At 36.9% G+C, this 18,927-nt stretch carries 21 protein-coding genes; 8 read left to right on the forward strand and 13 right to left on the reverse strand.

Features of this window, described 5'->3' with window-relative positions:
• Positions 1-236 precede the first annotated feature (236 nt).
• Together JML65_RS01235 and JML65_RS01240 are read left to right on the forward strand one after the other, a co-directional pair.
• On the forward strand, positions 237-1,193 hold the full coding sequence (locus JML65_RS01235; protein ID WP_156126007.1) for a protein-glutamine glutaminase: 957 nt from the start codon (positions 237-239) through the stop codon (positions 1,191-1,193).
• Positions 1,194-1,262: 69 nt separating this feature from the next.
• Positions 1,263-1,574, forward strand: a complete 312-nt coding sequence (locus tag JML65_RS01240) for a hypothetical protein (RefSeq protein ID WP_047485515.1) — start codon at positions 1,263-1,265, stop codon at positions 1,572-1,574.
• 8 nt (positions 1,575-1,582) lie between these two features.
• On the opposite strand, the gene JML65_RS01245 is transcribed toward JML65_RS01240, so the two are convergent.
• Entirely contained in the window at positions 1,583-2,335 is a 753-nt protein-coding gene (locus tag JML65_RS01245; RefSeq protein ID WP_202269669.1) for an SDR family oxidoreductase, read from the reverse strand.
• Between the two features lie 239 nt (positions 2,336-2,574).
• Here JML65_RS01245 and JML65_RS01250 point away from each other — a divergent pair, with 239 nt between their 5' ends.
• From JML65_RS01250 to JML65_RS01260, 3 genes are read left to right on the forward strand one after another with little or no spacing between them, the layout of a single operon-like run.
• The gene (locus JML65_RS01250) at positions 2,575-3,207 is read left to right on the forward strand and encodes an NAD(P)H-dependent oxidoreductase (protein WP_202269670.1); all 633 of its coding nucleotides are present in this window, start codon (positions 2,575-2,577) and stop codon (positions 3,205-3,207) included.
• A 32-nt stretch (positions 3,208-3,239) separates the two neighbouring features.
• Positions 3,240-3,674 carry a MarR family winged helix-turn-helix transcriptional regulator gene (locus JML65_RS01255; RefSeq protein ID WP_047485522.1) on the forward strand — a complete coding sequence of 145 codons (435 nt, stop codon included), beginning with the start codon at positions 3,240-3,242 and terminating at the stop codon, positions 3,672-3,674.
• On the forward strand, positions 3,675-4,100 hold the full coding sequence (locus tag JML65_RS01260) for an organic hydroperoxide resistance protein (RefSeq protein WP_202269671.1): 426 nt from the start codon (positions 3,675-3,677) through the stop codon (positions 4,098-4,100).
• Positions 4,101-4,413: 313 nt separating this feature from the next.
• Here JML65_RS01260 and JML65_RS01265 read toward each other — a convergent pair whose 3' ends face one another.
• The 9 genes from JML65_RS01265 to JML65_RS01305 all read right to left on the reverse strand — a co-directional run bounded on the left by JML65_RS01265 (position 4,414) and on the right by JML65_RS01305 (position 14,022).
• A complete protein-coding gene (locus JML65_RS01265) occupies positions 4,414-5,043 on the reverse strand; it encodes a peptide deformylase (protein WP_084086053.1) in 630 nt (209 codons plus the stop codon).
• Positions 5,044-5,278: 235 nt separating this feature from the next.
• Positions 5,279-6,151, reverse strand: coding sequence for a ChaN family lipoprotein (locus tag JML65_RS01270; protein WP_047485528.1), 873 nt, complete (start codon positions 6,149-6,151; stop codon positions 5,279-5,281).
• Positions 6,152-6,319: 168 nt separating this feature from the next.
• Positions 6,320-7,348, reverse strand: a complete 1,029-nt coding sequence (locus JML65_RS01275) for a hemin-degrading factor (protein WP_047485531.1) — start codon at positions 7,346-7,348, stop codon at positions 6,320-6,322.
• 4 nt (positions 7,349-7,352) lie between these two features.
• Complete coding sequence (locus JML65_RS01280) at positions 7,353-8,003, reverse strand: class I SAM-dependent methyltransferase (RefSeq protein WP_202269672.1); 651 nt, start codon at positions 8,001-8,003, stop codon at positions 7,353-7,355.
• A 2-nt stretch (positions 8,004-8,005) separates the two neighbouring features.
• The gene (locus JML65_RS01285) at positions 8,006-8,779 is read right to left on the reverse strand and encodes a heme ABC transporter ATP-binding protein (protein ID WP_047485535.1); all 774 of its coding nucleotides are present in this window, start codon (positions 8,777-8,779) and stop codon (positions 8,006-8,008) included.
• On the reverse strand, positions 8,779-9,819 hold the full coding sequence (locus JML65_RS01290; RefSeq protein ID WP_084086056.1) for a FecCD family ABC transporter permease: 1,041 nt from the start codon (positions 9,817-9,819) through the stop codon (positions 8,779-8,781). Before JML65_RS01290 ends, JML65_RS01285 begins: the two co-directional genes overlap by 1 nt.
• Positions 9,803-10,681, reverse strand: coding sequence for a hemin ABC transporter substrate-binding protein (locus JML65_RS01295; protein ID WP_202269673.1), 879 nt, complete (start codon positions 10,679-10,681; stop codon positions 9,803-9,805). The genes JML65_RS01290 and JML65_RS01295 overlap by 17 nt, the downstream gene beginning before the upstream one ends.
• Positions 10,682-10,790: 109 nt before the next feature.
• Positions 10,791-11,894, reverse strand: a complete 1,104-nt coding sequence (locus tag JML65_RS01300; protein ID WP_202269674.1) for an HmuY family protein — start codon at positions 11,892-11,894, stop codon at positions 10,791-10,793.
• 10 nt (positions 11,895-11,904) lie between these two features.
• Positions 11,905-14,022 (reverse strand): TonB-dependent receptor plug domain-containing protein, encoded by a 2,118-nt coding sequence (locus tag JML65_RS01305; protein ID WP_115917237.1) that lies wholly within the window; start codon positions 14,020-14,022, stop codon positions 11,905-11,907.
• A gap of 96 nt (positions 14,023-14,118) precedes the next feature.
• Between JML65_RS01305 and JML65_RS01310 the strand changes: the two genes are divergently transcribed.
• Both JML65_RS01310 and JML65_RS01315 read left to right on the forward strand, forming a co-directional pair.
• Entirely contained in the window at positions 14,119-14,916 is a 798-nt protein-coding gene (locus tag JML65_RS01310; RefSeq protein WP_115917239.1) for a T9SS type A sorting domain-containing protein, read from the forward strand.
• Between the two features lie 190 nt (positions 14,917-15,106).
• Positions 15,107-16,399 carry a T9SS type A sorting domain-containing protein gene (locus JML65_RS01315; protein WP_047485549.1) on the forward strand — a complete coding sequence of 431 codons (1,293 nt, stop codon included), beginning with the start codon at positions 15,107-15,109 and terminating at the stop codon, positions 16,397-16,399.
• A 71-nt stretch (positions 16,400-16,470) separates the two neighbouring features.
• On the opposite strand, the gene JML65_RS01320 is transcribed toward JML65_RS01315, so the two are convergent.
• The 3 genes from JML65_RS01320 to JML65_RS01330 all read right to left on the reverse strand — a co-directional run bounded on the left by JML65_RS01320 (position 16,471) and on the right by JML65_RS01330 (position 18,349).
• On the reverse strand, positions 16,471-16,761 hold the full coding sequence (locus JML65_RS01320) for a putative quinol monooxygenase (protein WP_047485551.1): 291 nt from the start codon (positions 16,759-16,761) through the stop codon (positions 16,471-16,473).
• Positions 16,762-16,850: 89 nt separating this feature from the next.
• Positions 16,851-17,738 carry a sulfite exporter TauE/SafE family protein gene (locus JML65_RS01325; protein WP_047485553.1) on the reverse strand — a complete coding sequence of 296 codons (888 nt, stop codon included), beginning with the start codon at positions 17,736-17,738 and terminating at the stop codon, positions 16,851-16,853.
• Positions 17,739-17,941: 203 nt separating this feature from the next.
• On the reverse strand, positions 17,942-18,349 hold the full coding sequence (locus tag JML65_RS01330) for an RrF2 family transcriptional regulator (RefSeq protein ID WP_047485555.1): 408 nt from the start codon (positions 18,347-18,349) through the stop codon (positions 17,942-17,944).
• Positions 18,350-18,492: 143 nt separating this feature from the next.
• Here JML65_RS01330 and JML65_RS01335 point away from each other — a divergent pair, with 143 nt between their 5' ends.
• Positions 18,493-18,921, forward strand: a complete 429-nt coding sequence (locus JML65_RS01335; RefSeq protein ID WP_047485559.1) for a DUF4268 domain-containing protein — start codon at positions 18,493-18,495, stop codon at positions 18,919-18,921.
• Positions 18,922-18,927: the final 6 nt, after the last annotated feature.

Consider the following 18,927-nt stretch of genomic DNA (forward strand, 5'->3'; position numbering starts at 1 on the left):
AAAAACCAACCTTCATTTCAAAATTCATAAAAATATACATTTTAAACCATATGATTATTAATATACACCTGTTTAAGCTCAAAAATTGGGTTTAAAAATAAATATTTTATATTTTTTTGAAATTTTTATAAAAATAATTTGGTGATATTTTATTTTTTTTTACTTTTAATATCACTTTAAAGTGAACTAATTTCACGGTAAAGAACAAATTTTTAACCACCAAATTTATGAGAATTATGAAAAAATTTTTGCTATCAATGATGGTATTTGTATCAGTACTGTCATTCAATTCCTGTTCAGATGCGAACGCAAATCAGGAAAACATGAGTTCGAAAGAGTCTAAAGAAATTGCTCTGAAAGACTTCGGAAGAACTGTCCCGGTAGGGATACAAAAAGAAAACGGGAAATTTAAAGTATCATTTATCATTACTGCTCAGCCTTTTGAAATTCAGGACAGCAAGGAAAATGAAAACTATATTTCCATGATCAGAAAAGCTGTAGCTGATGAAACTCCAATTCATGTCTTTTTAAAGCCTAATAGCCATGAAATTGCAAAAGTAGATAAAGCAACAGAGGAAGATGTCCGTTATTTCAAATCTGTTTTAACGAAAGATGTACAGGTAGAAGCAAGGAGATTAACCAGTGTTATCCCTAATTTGGCTACTTTAAACAGTTTATTTGCCCAAATTAAAAATCAGGCATGCGGAACTTCTACCGCTTCTTCCCCTTGTATCACTTTCAGATATCCTGTAGACGGTTGCTACGCAAGAGCTCACAAAATGAGACAAATACTGATCAATGCAGGTTATGATTGTGAAAAACAATTCGTCTATGGTAACCTGAGAGCTTCTACAGGTACCTGCTGTGTATCATGGGTATACCATGTTGCTATCCTTGTAAGCTTTAAAAATGCTTCCGGAGTGGTAGAAAAAAGAATTATAGATCCTTCTTTATTCTCCAGCGGACCAGTAACTGATACGGCATGGAGAGCTGCCTGCACGAATACGTCTTGTGGATCTGCTTCTGTTTCATCTTTTGCCAATACTGCAGGAAATGTTTATTACAGAAGCCCATCCGGTTCTTTACTGTATGACAATAATTATGTGAATACCAATTGCGTATTGAACATATTCTCATCTTTATCAGGATGTTCTCCTTCTCCTGCACCTAACGTAGGAGGTTGTGGATTCTAACTAACTTTTATATAGCTCCTGCACTTATTTTACATACATTGCAGGAGCTTTTACTTAATACATTTTGCTATGAAAGCCTGGACCTATATATTATTACTTTTTATTATGATTACATCCTGTTCCGGTAATGCCAGTTCACAGAACCTAACCTGGTATAATAACTCAACGATTTCAAGTATTACCGAAGATCCGGACAAGCCGAACGATCTTGTACGTGTAGCCATCGGAATAAGTGCTCAGGTATTTTATCTCTCAAAAAAATCACCGGATTACAAAGTTCTGATGGAAAAACTGAATCAGAGCTATAAAAATGGGAAAGCATTTGATATCGGTATTGAAAATAATACGAATATCATCAAACAGGTCAAAGAGGTCAAATAATCTACGGGTTATCTTATGACAGAAATCCCGGCATCTACCTTGATCTCTGCTCCATGGATATAGGAAGCCTCTTCCGAGGCAAGGAATAAAACCACATTGGCAATCTCTGCCGGCTCTCCCTGCCTTTTAAAAGGGATGGTAGGAATAATATCCCGGACGGCTCCTTCTATTTGCCCGGCAGTTAATCCTGTATTATTGAAGATATTGGTTTTGATATGTCCCGGGCTTACTCCGTTGACCCTAATACCACGTTCTGTAAGTTCTACAGCAAATGTTTTAATAAAAGACTGAGTTGCCGATTTTGCTGCAGAATACACTGAGAAATTGGGCATAGCAATATCTGTAGCTACTGAGGTATTAAAAATAACTGAACCTCCCCTTTTCATCAACGGCAATATCTGCTGAACGGTAAAGAAAGGACCTTTCACCAATACATTGAAAAGCTCATCAAACTGGTTTTCATCTACATATTCAACAGGAGCAAATTTTCCATAGCCAGCATTGGCAAAAATGACATCAATATGGTCTGTATATTTTCGGACCTCTTGCTGTACATTCATCAGATCCTTCATATTCCCGGCATTGGATACAATTCCAAAAGCATTCTTTCCTAGCTTAGCCAAAGCACTCTTTACAGTTTCATCTGTTCGCCCGGTAATAATTACCGTCCCACCTTCTTCTATAAATTTTTCGGCTGTGGCCAATCCCATTCCATTGGTACCTCCTGTAACTAAAGCTGTTTTGTTTTTAAATCTCTGCATTGTTTTTTGTTTAAAATGATAGGACAAAGATTGGAATATCACCGCTTTGAAAAAATCCGAATCTTGCTTAAAATCAAATTAATCCCATAGTTTCCTTCAATTTAAAATTGACGGCAATAAAATTTTTCAAAATTAAATTGCACACAATTTAAATTGTTGTATATTTGCAGTGTTAATTTGTTCAATTTAAAATTTCACGAACAGATAGCAGGTAAGTATTTAATTTAAAAACATAAGAAATGTCATTAATAGAAAATTTAAACTGGAGACATGCTGTAAAAGCATATGACCCAACCAAAAAAGTATCGGAACAAGACTTAAACACAATTTTAGAATCAGCAAGACTGGCTCCTACTTCGTCAGGGCTACAGCCTTTCCGAATTATTGTAGTGGAAAGCCAGGAATTGAAAGAGAAAATGGTAGCCGGAGCTTTAAACCCTGAGGTAATGAGAGATTCTTCTCATGTTTTGGTTTTTGCAGCATGGGATAGCTATTCTAATGAGAAAATAGATAAAGTATATGATCATCATACGGATGTAAGAGATCTTCCAAGAGGACGTTTTGGAAGTTATACAGATAAAATTAAAGAAATGTATGGAGCTCAGACTCCTGAAGAACATTTTGCACATACTGCCCGTCAGACTTATATTGCTTTGGGAATAGCTCTTGCACAGGCAGCAGAACTTAAAATCGACAGTACTCCTGCAGAGGGATTCAACAATGAGGTAGTAGATGAAGTATTGGGATTAAAAGAATTAGGATTGAAAAGTGTAAGTCTTTTATACCTTGGATACCGTGACGAAGCAAACGACTGGTTGTCTTCTATGAAAAAAGTCCGTGTTCCAATGGATGAGTTTATCATAAAAAAGTAATACCTTCATCGAATCTTTCGTACCCGAAAATCATGGAAAATTTAAAAACACCTAAACTAGAAAACCAGATCTGCTTTCCGCTATATGTCATTGCCAAAGAGATTACCGGTCTTTACCGTCCTTTTCTTGATGAGCTGGACATAACGTACTCTCAATATCTCGTTATGATGGTATTGTGGGATAGTGACGGACTTACCGTAACGCATATCGGAGAAAAGCTATTTCTGGATAGTGGTACTTTAACTCCTCTTCTCAAAAGACTTGAGACTAAGGGTTTCATTACAAGAAAAAGAAAAAAGGAGGACGAAAGAGTGGTTGAAGTATTTTTAGCTGAAGCTGGCAAACAATTACAGCAAAAGGCCTGTGCAATTCCGGGGAAAATCCAGGAAAAAATTGGGATACAGCCTGAAGAGCTGTTAGAACTTAAAGACACAGTCTTAAAAATATTAAAGAAAATAGAAAAATAAATGAAAACATTATATACAACAAAAGTCACTGCCCAAGGCGGAAGAAACGGCCATGTACAAAGTGAAAATGGAGTCTTAGATCTTGAGGTAAGAATGCCTAAAGCTTTAGGAGGAGCTAATGATGACTTTACGAATCCTGAAATGCTGTTTGCTGCCGGATACTCTGCATGTTTTGACAGCGCACTCAACAGAGTGATCAGTTTGGCAAAAGTAAAAACCGGTGAAACCACTGTTGCCGCTCAGGTGAGCATAGGACAGATTGAAAACGGAGGTTTTGGACTTGCTGTGGAGCTGGATGTCAATATTCCGGGAGTTTCTATAGAAGAAGCACAATCATTAACGGATAAGGCACACCAGATTTGCCCCTACTCTAATGCTACCAGAAACAATATTGAGGTTAAGCTTTCAGTGACCAATAACGACTAATCCAATTTTTTTTAAGCATAGTTATAGCGAAAGGAGCTGTTTTATTTCTAAAACAGCTCCTTTTTATTTTTCATCAGATCAACATAGATCATTCTACATTTTTAAAATGCAGCCAGATAATCAGATAATATTGAAACAGACCATATTTGTGATCTTAGGGTAATCATTAGTGCAATTTGTGTTTCCTTAAACGCAAAGAAAAATAATACAATGGATAAGAAATTGAGCAAAAATGAATCGATTCCTCGATTTGACTAAGCGAGCTTCCTCGCAGCTGCACGGCACTCATCACTCATCATTCATCACTCATCACTTACCTTCTGTTCAAATCACTTTTCTGATACGCTTCTACCTTTTTATAAGAATCATTCTTTTCTTTTTCTTTTTTATCTGAAATCAGGATTCCGAAAAGATGGTCGATCTCATGCTGGAAAATGACCGCGGTAAATCCTTCTACTATCTCAGAATATTTCTGCCCTTTTAAATCCACATATTCCAATTGAATAACCTTGCTTCGGTAAAACTGGTCTCTGAAATCAGGAATCGATAAATCTCCTTCAGGTCCAAGATTTTGAAGGTCAGATCTCCATACAATCACCGGATTGATAAAATATTCCAGGGGTGTTCCTTCTTTATCAAAACGTTGTACCCAGATTATCCTTCTATTAATTCCAACCTGCGGTGCAGCAATTCCTACTCCGCCATCCGTAGACAGGAGAGATTCTTTCATCCTTTTTACCAAAACCGCCGTATTAGGATCTGTAGGATTGATTTCTGCAGAAAAGCTCAACAATGTTTTATGCTGATGGGCATCTGTAGTTTGATAGATCGGAAGTGCTGCATTGATATCACCCTGATTGATAAGGGAAACTTCATTGGGAGATAATGTTTGTGCCTGTAGCAGCCCTACACAAAATACAACTAAAATGGTCAGTTTTTTCATATGGATTGAATGTGATACAAAGGTAAATAATGTAATCTTAAGTTTTGGCTAAAGCCATTGGAATCTGTATATAAAAAAACGGGCTAAAGCCCGTTTATATTGATCTATTTTATAAGTTTTACAAATTAAAAAACTTTACATGACGTGTGTCATTCCGTAGGAATCTAAATCCCGTTTTAATTTTTCAAGCTGGATTCACAAAGACTCTGATTAAATCCTTACGATTTACCAGAAATTAAAAAGTCTTCGTCATATCACTCGGAATGATCAGATTAAAATCTGTCGGGACATACTCTTTTTCGGGAACTTTAAGCTCCGGATTTTCAGATTCAAATACTGAAATCACCGCCATTTTCAGATTCGGATTCTTCTGCTTGATATACCAATAAATTCCGCCAAACTCTTTGCTGTGATAGTTTCCGTTATAATGGATAAAGGTTTTTCCGGCCTGAAAGTTTTTCAGAATAGATTCCGCCATTGTAGCATCTTTTGTAGCCTGTGCCGAAATAAAATTCATCACTTTGGTTCCTTCAGCATGATCGCCCATCATCGCTTTCATCTCCTGATATCCCGGAGTATCCAGTGTTACTTTGATAGGTAACTGAGCAATATACGTTTTCTCTTTTTCACTGAGTTTATTCAAAGACTCTAGTCCTTCTTTTGCGGTCTGGGAAGCATATCTTCTTGGAATATTCGTCGCCACAAAATTCAGTTTTTTGTTCTTAGCAAAATCAACCAAAGGTTTGTAGTCTGTTGCGTAGTTATTCCATAAACGGGCTGAATCTTTGAATGTTTTAGCATCAAATTTTCCATTTAAATATTGGTTGAGCTGAGATTGGTTGTCTCTTTCAAACATTTCAGCACCTAAAATAAGCTGTCCCTTTTTCTTTTCAAACAGAGCTTCTGTAATTTTCAGCTGAAGCCAGTGATTGATAGAACTGTTATGATTCTCACCAAAGAAGACCACATCATAATCTGCCAGTTCTTTGACTATTTTATCGGTCTTTACCTCCTTTCCTTTTTTATCATAAAACTGATATGCTTTAAAATCCTGTGCACTAAGTGTACAGAACCCTGAAAGCAAAATCGCCATAAGAATATTCTTCATTTTATATATTTAACCACAAATTACACAAATATTTTGGCAGAAAGAATTGTAAAAAAGTAAATTTGAAAACCCACTTATTTTGCATTCTCCTCGTGCTGCCAAAACTCAAAATGAAAAGACCGCTTTGAATCTTACAAAACAAAACGGCCCATTCAAATCATCTAATTATTACTTTTCTAATTCTGCAACAAGGTCTTTCCATTCTTGTAATTCTGGAATCCCCGGTTTTCTTTTTCCAAAGAACTGAACGATAAAATCTCCGTCTGCATTGAATACTTCAATTGCTGTTACCTCACCGTCTTCAGTTGGCTTTTTCACGATCCATGCTTCTGCAATCTTCGTTACATCAAGGTGCAGGTTGAAATCAGGGTCCATTACATTGAACCATTGCTGATGCCAAAGGGTTTTCTTTACATTTCCGGTATGGATCTGGATAATTCCTCTGTTTCCTACAAATGCCATGATAGGGGTGTTTTTTTCAGAAGCATCTTCAAGAACATTTACCACTTTAGCGTTATCAATTTTTTTGGTAAATCCTTCCGGAGCCAATCGTAAAGCCTGTGTTCTGCTTACCCCGAATTTTCTTGTCATCATAAAGAAATCGTGAGTATCTTTTAATTCTGTCCATGCTTTTTTAAATCCGTCCACATCAATTTCAGCGTCAGCTTTTTCTGCCTGTTTCGGTGCTACTGCCTCAAATACAAAAGCCTGATTCTGATCTTCAGCTTTGAATTTTTCAACAATAGCCTCAAAAGCTGAGTCATTACTGTCTTTAGTCAAATAGATCTTGTGCAATGCCAATCCATCTTTACCAAAGAACTGAAGGCTTTTTTTATCTCCTTCCACTACTGCAAAAGCAAATTTCCAGTGGTTCAGGAAAATTCTAAGATCAATATCTTCACCTACAAAAAGCTGTGCGTGCGGGCTGCTGAAATCACCATTCAGATAAGTTCCTTTTCTTTCATGAACACATTCATCATTACGGGTAAGAGCCATTACTTTCCCCAGCTGGCCGGCTTCTGTCAGAATACCTGGAAATTCAGGTTTCAAAACAGTTACTCCTTCACCTACACCGGTTGCTAATAATTCTGCCTCACTTACTCCCAATTGAGCGGCTGCATTTCTTATTCTTACATGTGGATTTTCTGCTTTCAGAGCCTCCCATTTTTCCTTTAAGTCATTAACTATTGTGCTCATTTATTTATTTTTTTATGGTTAAAACTGTATAAATTCTCTGTATTGTTTCTTCTCCTGTTTTGCTTTTTATCTCTTCTTCTCTTTCAGAAGTTTTCATTCTTTTAAAATGGCTTTGGGATATCAATTCTTCCATCTCTGCATTATTGTAGAGCGTGAAATCATAAGCCGTAAACGGTAACTTTTCCATGAAATCTTTTTGTGCAAACGTAAGAACAAAGGTTCCGTCGTCTTTTAAAACTCTGTAGATCTCATTTAAAAATGCGACAGGATTCTCCCAAAAGTATACAGTATTGACTGTAAATATTTTATTAAAAGTTTCATCTTTAAAAGGAAGTATGCTGCCTTCATACAAAACAAAATCTGCCTGATTTCCAAACGCTTCATTGAGTCTTCGGGCTTCCTGATGCATTGTTTCAGAAATATCTATTCCTGTATATCTTGTATTTTGAGCTAAGCCTATAATAGTCTTCAGGTGTGCTGCATTTCCGTGTCCTATTTCAAGAATATGTTCATAATCTTCTATCACAAGCGCTTTAATGCTTTCCAGGGTCATCCCTATATTGGTAGCATTCATCATTTCACCGATTTCAATGCCTTTTTCACCTTGAGGATTGGCAAGGTTATGGGCGAGGATTTTTAATTCTTCTTTTTCCATGGTTATCCAAAAATGATCATTGGGTTATTAGTAATGGGATGTTCGCAGATGGTACATGGGAAATTATAGGCATCACTTATATTTTCAGCCGTAAAAACTTCCTGTGGTGTTCCATACGCAGAAACTCTTCCTGATTTCATCAGTAAAATCTTATCTGCAAATTGTGCAGCAAGGTTCAGGTCATGTAAAACAACAATCGCACTATTGGCTTTTTGTGTGAATTTTTTGATAATATCCAACGCTTTATACTGGTGTTTTATATCCAAATTATTCAGCGGTTCATCCAGAAACATGAGTGTATGGGCAATTTCATTTTGAAGCTGAGCCATCACACGGGAAAGGTGTACCCGTTGTTTTTCTCCTCCGGAAAGCGTATTGTATTCCCTGTCTTTAAGGTGAAAAACATCTGTTTCGTACATCATATTATTCATCGCTTCAAGGTCTTCCTTCCCGGGTTGGGAATCAAAATAGGGATATCTTCCCATCATCACAACATCTTTTACTTCCAGGGGAATATCATTGCTGTTGTGTTGGGAAAATTTGGCTTTATGTTTAGAAAGTTCTTTTACATTCCATTCGCTGATGGGTTTGTCTTTAAATAAGACTTTTTGTTTTCCGGTTCTCACCTCATCTGCCAAAACACTTAGCAAACTGGACTTTCCGGCTCCATTTGGACCTACAATTGCCAGAAATTCTCCGTATTCCAGAGAGACATCTACTCCATCCAGGATATGAAAATCTTTATGCTTATAATTAATCTGATGGGCCTTGATCATTAGAGAGCTTTTTTAAATTTAACTAAAATAGCGATAAAAATAGGGCCTCCCATTAAAGCGGTAAGGATTCCTATCGGCAGTTCTGAAGGTGCTACAATACTTCTGCTGAAGGTATCTGCCGTTAAAAGCAGGATACTTCCACATAGGGCTGATAATGGCAGAATAAATGCATAATTGGATTTGAATAAAAGTCTCAAAATATACGGTACAATAAGCCCCACAAATCCAATGGTTCCTGAAAATGCAACGCATGTTCCCACCATTAAAGCTACAATAATAATAATCTGCTTTTTCAGCCTTTCTACATTGATACCCAAATGCTGTGCATCTTTTTCTCCCAGCATCATTGCATTGAAAGCTTTTCCTTTTGGAAGCAGAATAATGTAAGCTATGATTAAAACAACTCCCAAAATAATGTTCTTCGTCCAGGTAGCTGCTGCCAGACTTCCTAAGTTCCAGAATGTCAAATCCCTCAGCTGTTCATCTTTTGAAATATAGATCAGGAATCCGGTAATGGAGAATCCAATTGCCGTAATGGCAACTCCTGTCAACAGCATCATCACCACGTTGGTTTTTCCTCCGCTTGTTGAAATCCTGTACACCAACATCATTGATAAAAAAGATCCTATAAAAGCCGAGATTCCTACCAGTGAGAATTGTACGGCTTCAGGAAGATATTCTTTGAAATGCCCTCCTAAAACAATTGCAATTGCTGCCAATAGTGTCGCTCCCGATGTAAGTCCTATTAAATCTCCCGTCGCCAGAGGATTCTTAAACAACCCCTGCAGGCTTGTTCCTGAAACCGACAACATGCTTCCTATTAAAATAGCCATAATAATTCTGGCTGCCCGTACATCCCAGACCACATATTTATCACTTAAAGATAAATTGGGGTCTCCTTTTATAAACTGCCACAGTACTTTGAATGCGGAATTTCCGCCAAAGTCATAGACTCCTGTATTAAGTGACAGTACTGCTATAATCACAAGCAGTACTGCACTTATAGTAAGATAAAAGTATAGTTTACTTTGTGTTCTCAATTAAAAGTTTATTTAATCCAACTGCTGCTTCTCCTAGTCTCGGTCCAAAACCTGAAACTAAACCTCCGTCCATTGCAATGATCTTTTTATTTTTCCCTGCATTGGTTTGGGATACTCCCGGCATCTTAAGTGCACCTTCGTTTCCTCCTGCTCCCTGTAAACCTGTTGTAAAGAAAAATAATACATCAGGATTAGCTTTTACCACAGCTTCCGGAGTTAACGGTTTGAAATCTTCAAATTCAGTAACTGCATTTTCTGCTCCTGCAAGGTTGATCAGGGAAGCCATTGGTGTATTTTTACCGGCTACCATCAGCATGTTTCCTCTTGCGTAGATAAATAATACTTTAGGTTTTTTAGCGATAAGCTGTACCTGTTTCAGATCTGCATCTATTTTATCATTCAGCTTTTGGTAATCTGTATTTCCAATTGCTTTTGCTACTTCTTCGATCAGTTTTTTAGTACCGTCTACCGTGTACTCCTGCTTGAATACTTCTGCTTTGATTCCTGAAGAATTGATTTTCCCCAATAATTCCGGATTGATATCTTTATCAGAAGCCAGAATTAAAGTGGGATTTACCGCCATGATCGGTTCAATGGTCATTGATCTTACATGGCCCAGGTCTTTAGCTGTAGCTTTTAAACTTTCAGGATAAGTACTGGTAACATCAGTTCCCACGATTTCTTTTTCATGCCCTAAAGCACTTACGATCTCGGTGATTCCACCGCTTAATGTTACAATTTTATTATTGCTTTTGGGAGCTTCAGATGAAGCTTCCGTAGTATTTTCTTTTTTAGCTCCTTCTTCTTTTTTGCAAGAATATACTGCTACAAGAACAGAAGCTGCAAGGATGAATTTTTTCATAAGTACAGATTTATTTTTTCTAGGTCTATGCAATTACCATCCTCATCTGCCTTTGTTTACCGGAGAGTTTCGTTAATGGCAATTTCATGATATATGATTATTTGATTTTTTATAATGCTTTATACTGGAACATGGGATGTCCTCTTTCTCCTTTGTCATCGGTAAGCTGTACGAATCTTAGCTTAAAATAAGATCCCGATGCATCTTTAATGATATAAAATACATCTCCTTTTACCTTAGATCCGGAAGGTCCTACTTCTCTCCAGTTTCCTCCAATTATTCTTTGTTCGTTATATACCAACTTTGAATCATCCACATCAGCTTTTTTAAATTTATTATAAGCGTCTACAGCAGACCCGGAAGCTATTTTCACTTCATAAGCTCCTACCTTAGCAACATTATTGATGGTTACAAAATCTGAATTCACATAGCTTCCTGCCCCCTGAACAATATTGGTAAACACAGAGAAACTGATGTCCCATTTATTTTTCTCAGGCTGAACAGCTACTTCCTTCCCTGTTTTTGAATTGAAGAAAGTAAAGTTATAGGCGTTATTTTTCTTGATGATCACCTCTTTTATTGCACTGCCAACAGCATTGATATCTCCGTATCGTACTTTGTAATCATTAGCCTGTCTTGTCACCTGTATTTTCATCCAGCCTCTTTCATCTCCTCCTGCAATGGTAGATCCCACAGCAATGCTTCCTTTATAGATTTCTTTCCCCAAATTCACAAGATAAACTGCATTTTTAGCAGGATCTGCATCGATTTCTGCTATCGCAGTTTGACTGGAAGGATAGTTCCCTTTCACATCGTCAATATAAATGGTATTTTCAGTATCAAAGTTGGCAACCTGTACTACCTCTTTTAGACTGCTTACGTCAGATTCTTTCACAGATGCAATGTCTGCAACATTGGGAATTTTAGCCGCAGCCATCATGATGGATGTATTTAAAACCACTTTAAATTCAGTCCCTGAATAAAATGCAAGATCCCAGTCTGTCCGGCTGTTTACCGTCTGTCTTGGTTGCCCTTCCTGATCTACATCACTAAAATCTATCCATACCTGATTCGGCTGTGCAGAGCCTCTTACATCCGGTTTTACAGATACTCCCTCTGAAGGAACTACAGGTACCGGATCTTCGTTATCATTGATGCAGGACTGTGATACAAATGACACTCCCAGCATAAGATAAAATAGTATTTTTTTCATTTTTAGAATTTTAAAAATTGTAGCTTAATCTGGCCAGATAACTTCTGCCATAGAAAAGATTAATATTCGGATCTGCAGCCTCATGTGTATTTCCCGGAAGTGTTGTATCCCTTATGGCAGATACATCAAAAATATTCTTTACTCCCAGGCTTAGTTCCAGTTGGTTCTTGAAAAAAGGCTGCGTAACAATGAAATTCATCATATGGAAATCATCTCTTTCTCCAATTCTGTATTCAGGATTCTTCAGGTCAGATGATAATACAAACTCCTGAGTTTTTCCGGTGTATTTATAGAATAGTGAAAGTGTAGTATTGATATTCGGAACAGTATAATTCACTACTGCATTAGCTTCCAGTGTATAGAAGAAATCGTTGGGTGAAACTGCATCTCCGTCTTTTAACTGCTTAGCAATCCCATAGTATGCTACATTGGCAGCTAAAGCAAGCTGATTTTTCTGTGCTCTGAAATTGGCTTCAAATAAATAGGATTCATATTTATTCAGGTTAAGATACTGGTATTTCAAAGGCTGTCTGCTTACTGTTACAGACTCTATTCTATCCTTCACATGAAGATAAGTAGCACTCGCTCCTACCCCTAAGTTCCAGCCTGAATCTGTAGCAATCTTTTTTTCTCCGTTTACGGAAACGGTCATTCCCTGTTCCGGTGTAAGGTTTTCGTTTCCTCTGATATCATGATTACTGTCTACCATATAGGTATAGAGCTCATCAAAATTCGGAAATCGGTTGGCACTTCCTACGACCAATCTGAAATTATCATTTTCAGTTGCTTTCACTCTGGCAGTCAGTGAATAATTATGTTGGGCATCAAACTTATCACTCAGTGCAAGGCGATATCCCGGACGTAATGATAACCAATCTGTTGCATTCCATTCGATGGACATAAAATTGGCATAGTTAAATATCTTTCTTTTTATATTATCCGTTCCCTGAAAGGTTCCTGCAATATTTCCGGCATATCCGGAAGTGTGATCCAACTCATACCCTAACTGGAAATCAATCTTTTTACTGTCTAAAAAATTACTGAATACCCCTCTTGAATAGAAAACATCTGCTTTATTATACGACTGGTAGGCCACTTTGTCGCCAATTACCTTTCTGTTAGGAATATCGTATTTGAAATCTCTGTATTTTCTGTCCTGAGTTTGATAAGAAAAATCTCCGGTATAGTTTACCGCACCCAGTTTGGTTTGCACATTAAGTTGGTGCAGATATCGGGTGGTCAGATAATCTCTGTCATTAGAGAAGTATGTTCTGTCGGTGACACTGTAAAAATGTTCTCCTACCGTTGGATTATAATAGTTTAGTTTTTCATTGACAAAACCAAATTTGTAAAAAATGGAGGTTTTATTTTTACTGTATCTAACAATTCCGTCTACATTCAGAACGTCCTTAGGCTGCCATAGGTATCCTCTTTTCCCGTCCTGTTCAAAATATTTATATCCTTCCTGAGTTCCTCTGAACCCCTGAAAATCATTATGATTAATATTGGCTCCTACATACCAGTGATCATTGATATTGTATCCTACATTCAAAGTCTGGATATGTCTTCCTTCTCCTTTTTTCTTGAAATCATACTCTTTTCCCACTGTTTCTTCCTGTACAGAAGCGTTCAGGGTTAAGGGTTTCTGACTGTTTTTCTTGGTGATGATATTAATAACTCCGGCAACAGCATTGCTTCCATAATCAACACCCATTGAACCTCTTACAACCTCTATTCTTTCAACATTATTGACATTAAGCTTGGTAAGGTCTATATTATTTCCAAGACCTATGTCTCCTACAACAGGAATATTGTCTATCAGCACTTTAGTGTACTCTCCTCCAAGTCCCATTAAATTGGCTGTAGAATTTCCTGATTGACGATCAGAAATAATCAGTACATTCAAACTTTGGTTAAGAACATCTGCCACATTGGTAGCTGCCATATTCTTAATCTGTTCCGCATTAATAACTTCAACTTTATATATAGATTTATTAATAGACTGTTGTGTATATTGTCCCGTAACGACAACTTCTTCTATTTTTTTCTGTTTAAGAGAATCCTGCTGTTGTGCACTCACCAAAAAAATGGCTGACAGAGATAGTATTGAAAGCACTTTCTTCTTCATAAAGGCAAAAAATTTTCGACAAATATAAGGCTTTATTTAGAATAGTTAAAAATAATTATATATTTTTGTGGAATAATTCTAAATAAAAATAATGCTATGAAGTTACAATTACTTTTAGGAACTTTAGTGTTAACAGCAGCTACAGCGAATGCTCAGTTAGCCACTATTAATGAAAACTTCGATACTTTCGTTGCGGGTCCTGCAGGTCCTGCTGCGGCATGGCCACAAAAAAACTGGAATAGAGTTCAAAATGCGACGGATGGTCCATGGGTATATGCAGCCGGAACAACCAATAAGACAGTTCAATATTATAGCTTCAGTTCAGCCAATACGGCGGGTTATCTGATCTCTCCACAGATTGTGGCTCCGGATGGAACAAAAACAGTTACCTTTATTGCAGCACTTACTTCAGGATCAGCATCCGGTGCTACAGGAACTATAGAAGTTGGGCTAGTTAACAGTACTTCTGATATGTCGTCATTTACTCCGATAGCGCCTGTCATCAGCTTAAACCCAACGAATACGCAGTATTCTTTACCGGTACCGGCTTCTTCCAATCAGTATATCGCTTTTAAAATTATCGGAAGTGCCATGCACACGGCTATTCAGATGGATGATGTGATCTACAACAATGCAACGCTTGCTGTGACGGAAAATACAAAATCCAATGACGAAATCAGATTCGCTGTCAACACCAATAATACAGCATTGGAATTTGTGGCAAAAAAAGACCCTAAAAACATACAGATCTACTCTGCTTCAGGTCAAAAAGCAGCGGAAGGAAAATTAGACAGACAAAGTTTTGATATCAGTACGCTTCATACCGGGGTATATTATACCATCATTGAAACAGCTGATGGAAAAACCATCAAATCAAAATTCATAAAAAAATAAGGTTTATTAGACTATTACCTTTATAAAGCCGGTGAGAAATAATTCTCACCGGCTTTTTTATTCCATTGTATCAGTTTCAACCGGAGATTAATAGGGAAACACGATATAAATCATGTTTTTATTTAGACTGATTAAAAATAATTATATACTTTTGTGGAATCATTCTAAATAACGATATAAAAAATAAGTTATGAAAACAAAACTATTATTGGCTTCAGTATTGGCTCTTTCTGTTCAGCAGACTGTTTTGGCACAAACTGATGCATTGGGATACTCTCAGGTAAATATGACGATGGGAAATCAATATCAAAACCGTGTATTTTTTGATTTTGCAGATGCAAACGTGATTTCTCAACCAGCCAATACCTGGGATATTGCATTTTATAGAAACTCATCCTATGCATTTGGTTCAAGAATTAATGATGCTCTTGACATCCAAGTATATGCAGTTTCAACCAATTTAGCTGACTGGGACAATATTAGCCTGAATAATGAATCTTCGTGGGGTGAACCTCTCTACAACCCGGATCAGACCACTGATATAAGCCAGGGAGCTTTTGAACAAGGGCCTGTGACCCCAACAACTCCAAACCAGATATCAACAGGCTGGGGTCTGTACAACGGTATCACTCACCATATCGATGGAAAAGCAATTTTTGTTTTAAAATATCCTACGGGAGCTTACGTCAAATTTGCTATTGTAGATGCTTACGGCGGATATACTTTTAAATATTCAAAATGGGACGGAAGTGCATGGGGCCCTACGGAAACAAGAACCCTTGCTAATGGAACAGATGACGCTTTCTTTAATTATTTTTCATTTAACACAGGGGCTAAAGTTCCCAATATGGAACCATCCAGAAGTGCATGGGATCTGATGTTTACCAAATATTATACATTCTATATGGGGGTTCAGATGTATCCTCTTTCCGGACCTATCCAAAGCCCCAACATCAAAGTGGCGATGGTACAACCTGAGAGCCAGGCGACTTCTGCCTATACAATCCCCGCCACGACGAGCTTCTCTTCCAATATTACAACTATTGGCCACTCATGGAAAGGGATCAGTACCGTGAAGAGTGATGTGGTATATTACATTAAAAAAGGGAGTGATTATTACAGAATGTACTTTGTAACCAATGGAGGAGCAACTACCGGAGATATGTATTTCAAATACAAAAAAGTGACAGCTACCTTAGGAATAACAGAGGTAGGAAAAAAGGCTTCTTTTGGAATTTATCCGAACCCTACTTCAGCTGACAAAAAAGTTACTGTTCTTTTTGATGTCAAAGAAAGAGCCGGCAACAAAGGAAGCGTAGAGGTTTACGATCTTACGGGAAAACAGGTTTACTCATCAGAATTGACCAACCAGACCGGTTTCTATAAACAAGACATTAACTTATCTCACCTTACTTCAGGAAATTACCTTGTAAAAATAACTTATGGTGGTACTACTGAAACGAAAAAACTTATCGTGAAATAATTTATTTTAATACTTTCTATTTTTTCTAATAAAAGGGCGGTTTCAGAATGTTGAAACCGCCTTTTATATTATTAATAGATTTTAAATCCTTTGTATACTTCTGCTGAACTTTCCATCATTCTGGAAGTATCTCTGCGAAAGTCTAACAGGTGGTCCTGCCCTATATGCCTGTTGTGATGATCAACACTTTCCCAAAGCTCTATCAGGAAGAAAGTTCCTTTGTTATCTTTGTCTTCCACAAGATCATACTGCAGGCAGCCTTCTTCTTTTCTTGTTTCTTTTACAAGCTTCTGAAACAGCTCTACAGCATCCATCAGGTAATTTTCATTAAACTTAAAAAGTGCAATGATATGTAAATTCATTTTTAATTATTTAGTGATGTAAAAGTAAAATATTTTCAAAATCAAATACACTTTTGAGCCTTTTATTTTTCAATATCAGGTCATAAATTTTAACTGAATACTGATTTATAAATAGTTATAGAACTCATCACAATCACCAGCAAGCCTATGAACACAAACATTTTCTTTACAGGAAGCTTTGCCGTAAGCATGGCAGAAAAAGGAGCTGTAATAATCCCGCCTATTAGAAGTCCTAAAATAATGTTCCAGTGCTGGATGCCGAGGGTAAAGAAAAAAGTAACTGCAGCTGTTATCGTCAGTATAAATTTTGCAACCGTAGAACTTCCTACGGCAAATCTTGGAGTGAAAGCATTTTTAATTAATGTTCCTGTTACCAGCGGGCCCCATCCCCCTCCTGCGAAGGAGTCTATGAAACCTCCGATCACTCCAAGTCTTGTCAGATTAGTCTTCTTTTTAAGTGCTTTATTCTGTTTTCCTTTAAAGGCATTGGATAGTATCTGCAGTCCCAGATAAAGGGTATAGAAGGCAATAAGTGTTTTAGTAATCTTAGCATAATATTCTCCAAGATAGGTTAAACTTACAGCCCCAATGACCGCTCCGATAACAGCAGGGATTGCTAATTTTTTCACCAAAGTCTTACTTACATTTTTGAGTTTAATATGACTTATACTTCCGGCAGCTGTGGTAAAGCTTTCTGCAGAATGTATACTGGCGCTTACAATATGGGGTGGGATCCCCAGAAACATAAGAGTGGTTGTACAGATGACCCCATACCCCATTCCCATCGAGCCAGCCACAACTTCAGCAAAAACACCCACCAGAAGCATCCAATAAAAAATGTAATGGTCTTTAGCCAAAATGGTTAAAAGCTCATCGAGATATCCCCATTCATACATTAAAAAACCAGCAGTAAATAATACTGCAAGGGTTACAAAAAGTACATTGAGTCTGATCTGAATTTTTCTTGAAATCACCATATTATAAAATCTTTATAACTTCAACAGCATTTATCTTACTTTCAGGGGTTTCAAAATTTTTAAAAACTAATGGTGTAAGCTGCTCCAGTAGATCTGCTTCTTCTTTTGAAATCATAGTTTATTCATTTGAAGTTATGCAAATATCCAATAAAAATATTATCCTACCAAACAAGTAGACTAATAATTCGAAAAAAAGGACCGGGTTAATCAACCAGATCCATTAAAGTTTTTTTCTCAAGAATATTCAGTGAGGCATCCCGAACCTCAATCAGTACATCATGGAGACCGCAGTGATCTTCATTACAGTCTTCACATTTTTCATAGAAGTTCAGGCTTACACAAGGAAGCATGGCAATAGGACCATTAACCAGACGGATAATCTTGGCCAATTTTACATTTTCCGGGTTTTCTTTCAAAAAGTAGCCTCCTCCTTTGCCTTTTTTGCTGTCGAGGATATCTGCTTTTTTCAATTCAAGCAGAATATTTTCTAAAAACTTTAAGGGTATCCTTTTATGTTCCGCAATTTCGGAAATAAGAATAGGACCTTCATTTCTTTTTTCTACAAGAAATGAAAGTGCTTTAAACGCATATTGAGATTTTTTTGAAAGCATCACAGCAAAAATACGAAATTTGTTTAATATGGATCATCTAAAGTAAAAAGGCTCATCTGCGTATGTACAAATGTGTGTACAAATTTGGGGTATTCTATTGCCCTATTTTGCCTTTTTGCCATTAAATCATTAAGTTTGTCTTTATGTTCAGTAAACAAGAAGCACAGCAATTAAAGAAGGAATTTTGGACGGCTTTCGGGAAATCTTTTCCCAGGAAATGGGTCTTATATGATACTAAAGTAAAAGATCTATCCTTCAAATTTTCTGCAGATAACAAAAAAGCAGAGGTTTCCTTAGACATCGAAATGAAGGATGAGATCTTTAGAAATGCATATTATGAAAAAATATGGTCTTTGGAAGATATTCTTAAAGATTTTATCGGTGATTTTCAAAAAGAGGAATATTTTTCACTGGAAAATGGCAAGGTAATAAGCCGCATATGGGTTGATATACAGGGAGTTTCAATTTTTAATAAAAATAAATGGCAGGAAATTTTTGAATTTTTCGTTGATAAAATGGACGGATTTGAAAGATTTTACTTTGAATATGAGGATTTTATAAAGGATATTTGAAATACT

This window comes from Chryseobacterium sp. KMC2 (genome assembly GCF_016756935.1).
GTDB lineage: Bacteria > Bacteroidota > Bacteroidia > Flavobacteriales > Weeksellaceae > Chryseobacterium > Chryseobacterium rhizosphaerae.